Raw genomic sequence first — 10400 nt, 5'->3', positions numbered from 1 at the left:
GGCGGACGGTGGGGGGTGGCATGGAACCTCCTGGGGCGGGAGACGGGATGCCGGGGCCCGGTCGGCGGCTCACCGACGTGGGGGCCGGGGCGGTGCCCCGACCGTAGAGCAGTGTGACCTGCGTCGCATAGATGTCTACCGGCCAGTAGAGCTCTCGCGCCGGTGCCCCGCCCGCATCCGCATCGTTGACAGGTGCATGCCGCATTGTTCTACTGAGTGGCGGATCAATTGGCCAGTACGGGAGGAGGATATTCATGCAGGCAGTTGAGGAAAAGGTCCAGAGCGGAACGGACCGGAACGCCGATGAGGTATTCGATCTGGTGATCGGCGATCTGGAACAGGAAATTCCGCCGCTCGCCTCTCCGACGAACTCGGGCAGCGGCACCGCCTGTGGTACGTGCGCGGGCGTCTACTGCTGTTGATGCGTGTCGGGTGGCGTCGGCCTGGTCCTGTGCCGGATTCCCCCTGCTGTGCCGGATTCCCCCCTGGATGCCCGGGCGCTCTGGGAGATGCGCGCCCCGGGCGAGGCCTCCGGAGCGGGCGCTGACCGGGACGAAACTCCCCAACTACCGCCAGTGGCACGGCGGATGGTCGACGCCGCCCGCAAGGGCGAGGTCGGTGGAATGTTCCCGCCCGTGGTCGCCGCAGGCCCCGAAGGGACCGTCGCGGTCGACCGGCTGCTCGGCGGCGAGAGCGATGCGCGGATGATCGAACACGCCCTCCGCGACCGGCGGTTCGCGCCGCTGCTGGAGCTGTGGGAGCGGCTCGACGGCTGGTGCGCCCATTCCCGGGAGCGCTATTCGTCCGTTGTTTCTCCCGAAATACTCGACATCACGAACGCCGACATATTCGGCCCCGTGGTATCCGAGGCATTCGTCGCCTGCGCTGCCGGGAGACCGCACTACGCCCGCGACCGGGTGGCCGAGTGGGCGGTGCGCTGCGAAGAATTCCTGACACTCTTCCTCGACCGGTTGCTGCGGGACATGGGGACCTGCTGGCCCGACGAATCGGCATTCCGGGGACCGGTCGTCGGACTCTGGACCCACGGCGAGGAGACCCACAACGGACGCCAGCGCGTCCTGCGTCTCGACTGCGCGGGCGGCGGCCGGATCGCCTACAAGCCCCGTCCGGCCTCCGGTGAGCTGCTGTTCACCCAGGCCGCCGGAACCGGTGCGACAGCTTCGCCCGCCTCGCTGTTCGACCTGCTCAACCAGGCGCCCGCCGCCTCCGGCGGGATCCGGCTCCCCGTGCTGTCCTGCTGGCCCGGGGCCGAGCCCGGCTACCTCTGGCAGGAGTGGATCGAACCGCCCGCACAGTGGGGGCCGATCCGTACATCCGGGCCGTGGGAGCTGACCGGTACCCGGCTGACCCCGGCGGAGTCGGGGCGGTTCTGGCACCGGACCGGTTCGCTGACCGCCGCCATGTTCGCCTTCGGGATCACCGACATGATCGGCGGCAACGTGGTCACCGGGAGCAGACCCGGCGACCCGGAGCCGCTGCTCCACCCGATCGACCTGGAGATCTACTTCTGCCGGGTCCCGCGCCTCTACGACACCGGCCTCCTGCACGACGCGACCGCCGAGATCGACCAGCACCACGTCGGCCTGGAACGCACCGCCCGCTGGTGCAGCGCGGAGGGCCCGCCCGTGGTCTGGAGCGCTCGGCCGACGGGCGCGCTGAGCCTGCACCGCCGCCGGGTCTCCTTCGCCCGGGACGAGACCAGGAACGTCGTCGCCGACACCGACGGGCGGACCGGCTACGGGCCCTACCTCCCGGCCATGCTGCGCGGCATGTTCGACGCGTGGACCCTGATGTGCCGGCAACGGCCCGCCATCCGGGACTTCCTGGCGACCGCCACCGCCGGCCACTACGTCAGGGTCCTGCGGCAGCCCACGTTCCGGTACTTCGACGCGCTCGTGCCCCGCTGGCTGTCCGGGGGCGGGGCCGCACCCCGCCCCGCCGAACCCGACGTCCACTTCGACCGGCCCGAGACCGATCAGCTGCGGCGCATGGACGTGCCCTACTTCGTCCGCTCGCTGGAGGGCGGCCCGGTGCTCAGCGTCGAACCCCCGCCCGGACCGTTCGCCACGTCCCGGGTCGCGGCCCGGCCGGAACCCGAGGGCGGCTGGCCCCCGCTGCCCCACCTGCTGGCGGGAGAGAACCTCACCCTCGCCGGTCTCGGGGTGGCCCTGCGGGACGCCGTGGAGCATGTCTTCGACGATGTGACCGACCACGTCGTCACCGACGCCTCGCTCGGCGTACGGCTGCATCTGCAGAGCCCCTCCGAGGGACGGGTCTCCTTCGACTGGCCGGAGGCCGGACGGCGGATCACCTACCTCTGGGACCGGCAGAAGGTGCGGCTGAGCATCGACCCGGCCGACGCGCCTGAGGCCCCCGTCGAGCCCGCGCCCGCCGGGGAGATCCGACGCAGACTGCTGCGGCTGGACCGGCTCGACGGCACGATCCGGACGCCGTGGGCCGACGGCGGCATGCGCGACGGGAGCGCGGAACGCCGCCTGCGGGAACTGACCGACGCCGGAATCGCCTGGCTCACCACGGTCGTGGCCGACCACGGATGGCCGGGACACGCCCTCGTCGGCGCGGAGGCCGCCGCCGCCGCGAGCCGCCTCGTACAACACGCCAGGGAACACCTCGACTTCCGGCGGCACTGCCTGGAGCTGATGCGGGACGCGGCGGAGCGCCGCGATCTTCCGTGGCGTGAAGTCGCCTATCTCACCGACGAACTGCGCGTCGACGAAGGACGCCCGCAGGTCTACGGGACCAAGTTCGAGCCCGTCGCGGGCGAGCTGGTGCCCTGGCCCATCGAGGAGCCGGAGCAGGTCGACCGGCGGCGCGCCGCGCTGGGCATGGAACCCCTGGCCGATCACACGGACCGGATCCGGCGGCGCTTCCCCCTGGGGGGCGCCGGGCGGGCCCCGGCCGGAAGGGAAGCGACATGAGCACCCTCGCCCCCGAAACACGGCGGACGCCGCCCGACGGTGTCGACTGGGAGCTGTTCGGGCAGCGCCACTGGGAGCGGCGGCCCGTCCGGCTGCACGCACGGCCGCCGTTCGGCCTCGACGCGGTCCACCCCCTGAACGTGGCCTCGTGCGCACCCTTCCGTGCCGGCACCCGGTTCTGGGTCATGCCCGACGTCCGGTTCCTCGTCGGCGACGGCTGGCTGCGCGCCCCGGGGACCCTCCTGCCGGACGCCACCGATCCGAGCCTGGACGCCTACCTCGACCGGCTCGACGCCGACAGCGGACGCCAGGGCTACCTGCTGACCGTGCGCCAGCCGCTCCTCCTGGACCACGCCCTGTGGTCCGCCGTACGGGACACGGTCAGCGGGCTGTGGCGGCAGGTCGGCTGGCCCAACCTCCCCGTCGTCGCCGAGGTGCTGACCGGCGACCGGTTCACCCAGCACGTCGGCGCGACCGAGGCACCGACCCACGCGGCGCTGACCTGGGTGCTGGGCGGCCGGATGGACGTACGGCTGTGGGACGAGCGCGGCGGGCCCCCGCCCCCGGACATCGCCGACCGTACCCTGAGCGCGGGGGCCGGGGAACTGCTGTACTGGCCCGGCGACCAGCGGCACGTGGACACCTACCGGGACCGGTGCGTCGCCCTGCGCCTGCGGATCCCCGTCGACCGGACCCTGCCGTTCACCGCTCTGCGGGACCTGCTCGCGGACCTGGTGCACGCCGGGCAGGGCAACGACGAGACCGTGCCGTACTTCCCGTTCGGCCCCGGAACCGGCATCGACGACCCGGACGGGGTGCTGCCCCGGCTGACCGGCCTCGGGAACGACCTGCGCACGGTCGTGGACGGCGAACACCTGCGCAGGACCCTGCGGATCCGGTGGGCCGCGCTGCGCTCCGCCGCCGGCCTCGAACCGATCCCGGTGCCCCGCGAGGGCGTCACCATCACCCGGTCCACCCGCTTCCGCCGCACCGGCGAGGTCGTCCGGATGCCCGACGGGCCCGCGCACGAGGTCTGGGCGGTGGAGGGGAACGTCTTCACTCTGCCGCGAGCGGCAGGCGACCGGGTGTACGCCGCACTCGGCGACGGAGAGGAGACCGGGGCCGACGAGGTCTGCCGCGCGCTGGCCGCGGGCGACGACGACCGGAACGCGGCGACGGTGCTCGCGCTGCTCGACAAGCTGTACCGGCTGCGCGGCATCGATCTGGCCGAGGAGGGGACACGATGACGCTGACCGTCGAGAAGTCCTTCGACTGGGACACCTTCACCGAGCGGTTCTGGGACCGGCAGCCCGTGCTCTACAAGGCCGTCGACGCCGTCCCGTTCGCCGCGTCCGAAGTGTTCCGGGCCGCCGTGCTCGGCAGCCGCCCGCCCCACCCGCTCGCCGTACCGGGCAACCTTCAGTTCCTCGTACGGCGACGGCAGCAGACCCGGCCCCACGACTATCTGCCCGAACTGTCCGACGGATCGTTCGACGGCTACGAACAGCGCATGGCCGACCGGCTGGGCGGACAGCGCTACGCCCTCGTCGTCCACCGCTTCCACTCCTTCTCCCACCCGCTGTGGGACCGCGCGCAGCGGTTCTACGCCGGACTGTGGGAGCGGGTCGGCCAGCCCACGCACAGCGCGGGCTCAACGATGTTCCACGGCTCCTACGAACACAGCCCGGTCGGCGTGCACCAGGACCGCTTCGCCACCTTCCTGTTCTGCGTACGCGGCACCAAGCGGATGCGGTTCTGGGCCGAGCGGCCGTGGTCGGACCCGGTGCACACGGTGCTGGACTACCAGCCCTACCTGGCCTCCTCGTTCGTCGCCGAGGTCGAACCGGGCGACCTGCTCTACTGGCCCTCGCCCTACTACCACGTGGGGGAGAGCACCGGGGACGCCCCGGCGACCAGCGTCAACGTGGGCATCCCGCGCCGCGAGCACCGGCCCTACTACGAGATCAAGGACCTGTTCCGGGGCACCCGGCCCGCCGCGTCCGCCCCGCTGTTCACCCCGGACACCGCCCCGGGCGGCCGCCTCGCCGCCGAACTGCCCACGGCCCTCGCCGACGCGGTGGACGCCTTCGCGGCCCGCCTGGACGAGGACCGGTTCGCCGACCGGGCCACCGAGCTCGCCCTGCGGGTCCGGACGGCGGGCGGCTTCTGGCCGACCGAACCGCCCGCCGCGCCCCGCCCCCTCGACGACGACACCCCCGTACGCGGCTGTGCCCCGCTGCTGCCCGCACCCGGCGAGGCCCCGCGCCGCTGGGCCACCGGCGGCCACGTCACCTCGGACGCGACCACCGCCGAAGCCCTCGCGGTGCTGCGCCGACTGGACGCCGGGGAGGTGGTACGGATCGGCGAACTGCCCGAGCCCGGCCGCGCCGAGGTCCGCCGCCTGCTGGAGGAACTGGAGAGCTTCCGTGCCGTCATCCGCGTCGACGCCCACTGACCGCTCGCCCCGCGAGCAGGCCGGCCGGGAGGCCGCCGCCGGGAACTGCCGCGAGCCGGCGCACCGGGAGGCCGCTGTCCGCGTCGTCGCCGAGGTCGCGGACCGGCTGGCCGACCCCGAGCGGGTGGCCCGGATCGCGGGTGTGCCGGACAACCTCATGCACTACCCGGGCGACCCCCAACCCGTGTGGGACCCGCTCCAGCTCTCCGACGGACACCCCGGAGTCGCCCTGCTGTACGCCGAGTTGGCCGTCACCGGGTCCGCACCCGCGCCCGCGCCGACCTGGAGCGGACCCGCGCCGGGGATCCCGCCGGAGCGTGGAGCCGCTACGACGTCCTCGCCGGAACAGCCGGGATCGGCCGCTATCTGCTGGCCCGCCACCTGGCGGCCGAGGGGCAGGAGGCGCGGCAGGCGGCCGGGGCCGCGCTGACCGAGGTGCTCACCTCCCTCGTGGCCGTGGCCACCGCCGACGACATCAACCGGCAAGGCTCCCGGTTGCCCGCGTGGTGGGTCACCGACGGGCTGGACCACGGGCTCCCCGAGCACGTCAATCTCGGCCTCGCCCACGGTGTCCCCGGCCCGCTGGCCCTCCTCGCCCTAGCCTGGCGGGCAGGGGTCCGGGCGGGCAGGGGTCCGGGTGCTACGGAGCGGCCGGTGCGGCCCGCGCCGTCCACCTCGCCGGAACCGCCCTGGACCGGCCGGACTGGCGAGCAGACGCGGAGGCGGCGCTGCGCGGGGCGCTGGCGGTGGCGAGCGACGCGTCGATCCGTGACTCCGCGCTGTGCCACGGCTGGGCCGGCCTCCTACAGATCGTGCTGCGCACCGCCGAGGAGACCGAGGACCCGGAACTCCACGCCACCGCCGACCGCTTGGGGGCCCGTGTGCTGGACGGATTCGACCCTGCGTCGCCGTTCGGCTTCCGCTACGCCCACGCGCTCGCGAAGCGCCCACTCGACCGCCCCGGCTTCCTGGAGGGGGCTGCGGGCATCGCCCTGGCCCTGCACACGTACGCCACCGGCCGTGCACCGGTCACCTCCTGGGACAGCGCCCTGATGCTGAGCTGAGCGCGGCCGTACGCCGGTGCGATAGTAGGGGCCACCCCGTCAGGCCCCGACCGGAGGAATCGCCCGTGCACTACGAACTCGCCGACCGGCTGGTCATCGGGATCGCGTCCAGCGCTCTGTTCGACCTGACCGAGTCGGACGCCGTCTTCCAGGAGCAGGGCGAGGAGAGCTACCGCGCCTACCAGGAGAAGCACGTGGGCGACCCGCTCCGTCCGGGCGCCGCGTTCCCCTTCATCCGCCGGCTGCTGTCGCTGAACGACCTCGGCGAGGTGAACGACCCGCTGGTCGAGGTCATCGTCCTGTCCCGCAACGACCCCGACACCGGGCTGCGGGTCATGCGCTCCATAGAGAGCCACCACCTGCCCATCAGCCGGGCCGTCTTCACGCAGGGCCGCTCGCCCCACCGGTTCATGCCCGCCTTCAACATGTCCCTGTTCCTGTCGGCGCACGCGGGGGACGTCCGGGAGGCGGTCGCCGCCGGACTGCCCGCGGGGCATGTCCTCGGCGCTCCCTACGAGGACGACGCGGACGACCACGACCTGCGGATCTCCTTCGACTTCGACGGGGTCCTCGCCACGGACGCCTCGGAGCAGGTGTTCCAGGAGGGCGGGATCGAGAAGTTCCGGGCCCACGAGGTCGCGAACGCCGCCGTCCCGCACGACGCCGGGCCGCTGCGGGACTTCCTGGCGAACGTGAACCGGATCCAGCAGCGGGAGGAGCAGGAACGCCGGAAGGACCCCGACTACCGGATCCGCCTGCACGTCTCCATCGTCACGGCACGCAACGCGCCCGCGCACGAGCGTGCGGTGCAGAGCCTCAAGGGGTGGGGTGTGACCGTCAACGACGCGTTCTTCCTCGGCGGCATCGACAAGGGCCGGATCATGGGCATCCTGAAGCCGCACATCTTCTTCGACGACCAGCAGGGCCACCTGGCCAGCACCTCGCGGACCACCCCGAGCGTGCACGTACCGTTCGGGAAGCTCAATGAGCCGGCGGCCATCGCGGTCCTGGACGCCTGAGCGCGTACGCCGCGGCTGGTCCGGGCGGCGGCGGACGTGCGAAAGTACATCCCTGCGAAACCGGGGGGTTCCGGGCACGGGGGAGGGGCGGACCATGGATCTGTTCGACGGGGAGCTGGGTGGTCGGGACGACCAGGGGCTGGACACCGGAGGCGGCTGGTCGTGGTGCGGCGTCATCACCGTCGGGTTCTTCATCCTGCTCGCGGTGCTGATCAGCTGGGTCTTCGGCCTCGTGGGCCGGATCTTCTGAGCGCCCGCCCGGCTGCCTGCTCGCGCGTCCGCTGCGTGGTGCCGGGGCGCGGGGTACGGTCGCCAGCGGGGGGCCGGTCGGCGTGCGTCCGGTCAACCGCCAGGTACGGCAAGCGGGTAGAGGAGAGCCATGAGCGTCGACGACGACGAGTTCCGCCGCAGCATCCGGTCCGACATTCCCCACTCGGCGCGCGTCTGGAACGCGTGGCTGGGCGGCAAGGACCACTACCCGGTGGACCGGGAGCTGGCCGAGGTGGTGAGCGCGGCCTACCCGCAGATGGTCGACATCGCCCGTGCCTCCCGCGCCTTCCAGATCCGCGCGATCCGCCATCTCGCCTCGCTGGGGGTACGCCAGTTCCTGGACGTCGGCACCGGGCTGCCGGTGGCGAACAGCACCCATGAGGTGGCGCAGAGCATCGCGCCGGAGTCCCGGATCGTCTACGTCGACAACGACCCGATCGTCCTCGCGCACGCGGAGGCGCTCCTGACCAGCGCGCCCGAGGGGCGCACGGCCTATGTGGACGCCGACCTCTCCGCGACGGACGCCGTGGTGGACGAGGCGGCGAAGACCCTCGACCTGTCCGAGCCCGTCGCCGTGCTCCTGCTCTCGACCCTCGGGCACCTCGTTCCGGCCGAGGGCATCGAGGTCGTCCAGCGATATCTGGCCCGGATGCCGTCGGGAAGCTTCCTGGTGCTCTGCGACACGGTGAAGACCCCGCAGACGCTTGCGGCGCAGGAGGCGTACGCGTCGGGCGACAACCCGCCCTATCTCGTGCGGGAGCCGGAGGAGATCACCGGCTGCGCCGAGGGCCTGGAGCTGGTCGAGCCGGGCTTCGTCCCGATCGACCGATGGCGGCCCGAGGAGGACGACGCGGTGCCGGTCGACCAGTGGGGCCTCGTCGCCCGCAAGCCCTAGCCGTACGGCAGGCGGGCCCGGGTGCGTGCGCCCGGGCTCGCCTGCATGCCGTCAGTCGCCGCGCCGGCGGGCAGCCGTGTCCTCGCGCAGCCGACCGGTGTGCTGCGTCAGTGCGTCCACGCGGTCCGCCAACTTGCCGTGATCCGGAGCGAGATGGGGGTGGAGCGCGGTGAGCGGGGTGACCAGGGCGGCGGCGTCGTCGGCGCCGAGCGCCTTCCGGAGCCGGTCCAGTGAGGGGTCTGCCGCGGCGGGAAGATCGGTCAGCGCCGTGATCCGCCCGGCGAGCGACCGCAGATCCGCCGCGTTCTGCCGGGCCCACGTGGTGATCGACCGGTCTCCCGCCCGGCGGTCCCGGGTCGCCCGGACCCGCTGTTCCCCGGTGGAGCCTTCGGAGCCGGGTCGCAGGCGCAGATAGCGCCGTTCGGCGGCCTGGCGGCTCGCGACGCCCAGCGGGTCGGCGAGGTCGGCCCAGCTCGCCCCCGCCGCGCGGGCCGTTTCGATGAGGCCGGTCTCCCAGCCCGCGAGCTGCTCCCGCACCTCGCGCAACAGCTGGAGCGAGGCCAGGGCCTGGGCCCGCTCCGTGACCGTTGGCGGGCTGGAGGCGCCGTCCCCGGCGCGGCCGTGCGCGTCGCGGACGGCCTCGTCGATGGTCTGGAGGGCCGCCCACGCGGCAAGGAAGGAGACGGCGTCCGGGGTGGGCCGGTGGGGCGGTTCGGGGTGGGCCGGTGTGGTCACGGTGGCTCCTTGCTGCACTCGACGATGTGGTCATCCTTTCGGTGACACGGCTAGTTGTCATCGAATGGATGACATGTTACAACGGTGTCAGGTGAAAAGCGCGGGCTGTCCGCCCGATTGACTGGAGGTGTTTCCGTCATGCTGATGCGTACCGACCCCTTCCGTGAACTCGACCGGATCACCGAGCAACTCCTGCGCCCCGGCACCTGGTCGCGCCCCTCGGCGATGCCGATGGACGCGTACCGGGAGGGCGACGAGTACGTGGTGGCCTTCGATCTTCCCGGCGTCTCGCCGGACGCGATCGACATCGACGTCGAGCGGAACATGCTGACCGTCAAGGCCGAACGACGGCCGGCGGTGAACGCCGACGACGTGCAGATGGAGCTCTCCGAGCGTCCGCTGGGCGTCTTCTCCCGCCAGATCGTCCTCGCGGACACGCTCGACACCGAGCGCATCGACGCCGACTACGACGCGGGTGTGCTGACCCTGCGCATCCCGATCGCCGAGCGCGCCAAGCCCCGCAAGATCGCCATCGGCGGGCAGCCCCGGCGCAAGCAGATCAAGGGCTGACCCGGGTCGGCCCGCTACAGCGGCGGGGGCCGGGACGGATCTCCCCTTACTCTCCCCCGGGTCCAGGTGGGAAGCGTTCCTGGACCGGGTCCAGGAACGCGGAGAGTACGAGACGCACGGGGAGGCCGAACGCGCCGCGCGCGTCGTCCTGGCCCTCCTCGGCGCCCACCTGGTGGGCGGGGAGCGGGCCGAACTGGCCGCCCGGCTCCCGGAGACCATGGCCCTGATCCTGCTGAATCCGCTCCAGGCCGTCGAACCGCTCTCCCCGGAACGGTTCGTGCGCGCCACCGCGGCCTGGATCGAGGGAGCCGGCGAACAGACGGCCCGGTGGGACGTCGGAGCCGTCCTCAGCGTCGCCGCCGAGGCGGCGGGCGAGGATCTCACCCGGCGGATCCTGCTTCAACTGCCGCCCGGGTATGACTTGCTCTTCGG

General features: G+C 72.8%; 12 protein-coding genes and 1 pseudogene. 12 read left to right on the top strand and 1 reads right to left on the bottom strand.

Features of this window, described 5'->3' with window-relative positions; genetic code table 11:
• Positions 1 to 254: 254 nt before the first annotated feature.
• The 10 genes and pseudogenes from D3105_RS34835 to D3105_RS32805 all read left to right on the top strand — a co-directional run bounded on the left by D3105_RS34835 (position 255) and on the right by D3105_RS32805 (position 8663).
• Entirely contained in the window at positions 255 to 422 is a 168-nt protein-coding gene (locus tag D3105_RS34835) for a hypothetical protein (RefSeq protein ID WP_007449166.1), read from the top strand.
• 87 nt (positions 423 to 509) lie between these two features.
• The gene (locus D3105_RS32830) at positions 510 to 2960 is read left to right on the top strand and encodes a DUF4135 domain-containing protein (protein WP_165891132.1); all 2451 of its coding nucleotides are present in this window, start codon (positions 510 to 512) and stop codon (positions 2958 to 2960) included.
• Positions 2957 to 4207 carry a hypothetical protein gene (locus tag D3105_RS32825; protein ID WP_118906476.1) on the top strand — a complete coding sequence of 417 codons (1251 nt, stop codon included), beginning with the start codon at positions 2957 to 2959 and terminating at the stop codon, positions 4205 to 4207. The genes D3105_RS32830 and D3105_RS32825 overlap by 4 nt, the downstream gene beginning before the upstream one ends.
• Complete coding sequence (locus tag D3105_RS32820) at positions 4204 to 5415, top strand: JmjC domain-containing protein (RefSeq protein ID WP_118906475.1); 1212 nt, start codon at positions 4204 to 4206, stop codon at positions 5413 to 5415. The genes D3105_RS32825 and D3105_RS32820 overlap by 4 nt, the downstream gene beginning before the upstream one ends.
• Complete coding sequence (locus tag D3105_RS35625; RefSeq protein WP_240647109.1) at positions 5387 to 5845, top strand: hypothetical protein; 459 nt, start codon at positions 5387 to 5389, stop codon at positions 5843 to 5845. The genes D3105_RS32820 and D3105_RS35625 overlap by 29 nt, the downstream gene beginning before the upstream one ends.
• Positions 5770 to 5973, top strand: a pseudogene (locus D3105_RS35820) (lanthionine synthetase C family protein); the annotation flags it as partial. The gene D3105_RS35625 and the pseudogene D3105_RS35820, both read left to right, overlap by 76 nt.
• Entirely contained in the window at positions 5919 to 6479 is a 561-nt protein-coding gene (locus D3105_RS35620; RefSeq protein WP_338104033.1) for a lanthionine synthetase LanC family protein, read from the top strand. The pseudogene D3105_RS35820 and the gene D3105_RS35620, both read left to right, overlap by 55 nt.
• Positions 6480 to 6544: 65 nt before the next feature.
• A complete protein-coding gene (locus D3105_RS32810; protein ID WP_118906474.1) occupies positions 6545 to 7498 on the top strand; it encodes a 5'-nucleotidase in 954 nt (317 codons plus the stop codon).
• Positions 7499 to 7592: 94 nt separating this feature from the next.
• Positions 7593 to 7748 (top strand): hypothetical protein, encoded by a 156-nt coding sequence (locus D3105_RS34830; protein ID WP_165891131.1) that lies wholly within the window; start codon positions 7593 to 7595, stop codon positions 7746 to 7748.
• Between the two features lie 129 nt (positions 7749 to 7877).
• The gene (locus D3105_RS32805; protein WP_118906473.1) at positions 7878 to 8663 is read left to right on the top strand and encodes an SAM-dependent methyltransferase; all 786 of its coding nucleotides are present in this window, start codon (positions 7878 to 7880) and stop codon (positions 8661 to 8663) included.
• 51 nt (positions 8664 to 8714) lie between these two features.
• Here the strand turns inward: D3105_RS32805 and D3105_RS32800 are convergent, their stop codons facing one another.
• On the bottom strand, positions 8715 to 9398 hold the full coding sequence (locus tag D3105_RS32800; RefSeq protein WP_118906472.1) for an HSP18 transcriptional regulator: 684 nt from the start codon (positions 9396 to 9398) through the stop codon (positions 8715 to 8717).
• Positions 9399 to 9536: 138 nt separating this feature from the next.
• On the opposite strand from D3105_RS32800, the gene D3105_RS32795 reads away from it, so the two are divergent.
• Positions 9537 to 9968: an Hsp20/alpha crystallin family protein gene (locus D3105_RS32795; RefSeq protein ID WP_118906471.1), complete on the top strand. Its 432-nt coding sequence runs from the start codon at positions 9537 to 9539 to the stop codon at positions 9966 to 9968.
• A 79-nt stretch (positions 9969 to 10047) separates the two neighbouring features.
• A partial coding sequence (locus D3105_RS32790) for a DUF2267 domain-containing protein (RefSeq protein ID WP_133305741.1) occupies positions 10048 to 10400 on the top strand: 353 nt, incomplete at its 3' end.

This window comes from Streptomyces globisporus (assembly GCF_003501885.1).
Lineage (GTDB): Bacteria > Actinomycetota > Actinomycetes > Streptomycetales > Streptomycetaceae > Streptomyces > Streptomyces globisporus_D.
Note: the sequence above shows the minus strand (reverse complement) of the source record. Positions and strands in the feature narration are given on the sequence as shown.

Excerpts from the sequence above, each read along its gene's own strand:
- D3105_RS32795 (WP_118906471.1), top strand. The coding sequence starts at position 9,537 with ATGCTGATGCGTACCGACCCCTTCCGTGAACTCGACCGGATCACCGAG.
- D3105_RS34835 (WP_007449166.1), top strand. The coding sequence starts at position 255 with ATGCAGGCAGTTGAGGAAAAGGTCCAGAGCGGAACGGACCGGAACGCC.
- D3105_RS32825 (WP_118906476.1), top strand. The coding sequence starts at position 2,957 with ATGAGCACCCTCGCCCCCGAAACACGGCGGACGCCGCCCGACGGTGTC.
- D3105_RS32820 (WP_118906475.1), top strand. The coding sequence starts at position 4,204 with ATGACGCTGACCGTCGAGAAGTCCTTCGACTGGGACACCTTCACCGAG.
- D3105_RS32830 (WP_165891132.1), top strand. The coding sequence starts at position 510 with ATGCGCGCCCCGGGCGAGGCCTCCGGAGCGGGCGCTGACCGGGACGAA.
- D3105_RS34830 (WP_165891131.1), top strand. The coding sequence starts at position 7,593 with ATGGATCTGTTCGACGGGGAGCTGGGTGGTCGGGACGACCAGGGGCTG.
- D3105_RS32805 (WP_118906473.1), top strand. The coding sequence starts at position 7,878 with ATGAGCGTCGACGACGACGAGTTCCGCCGCAGCATCCGGTCCGACATT.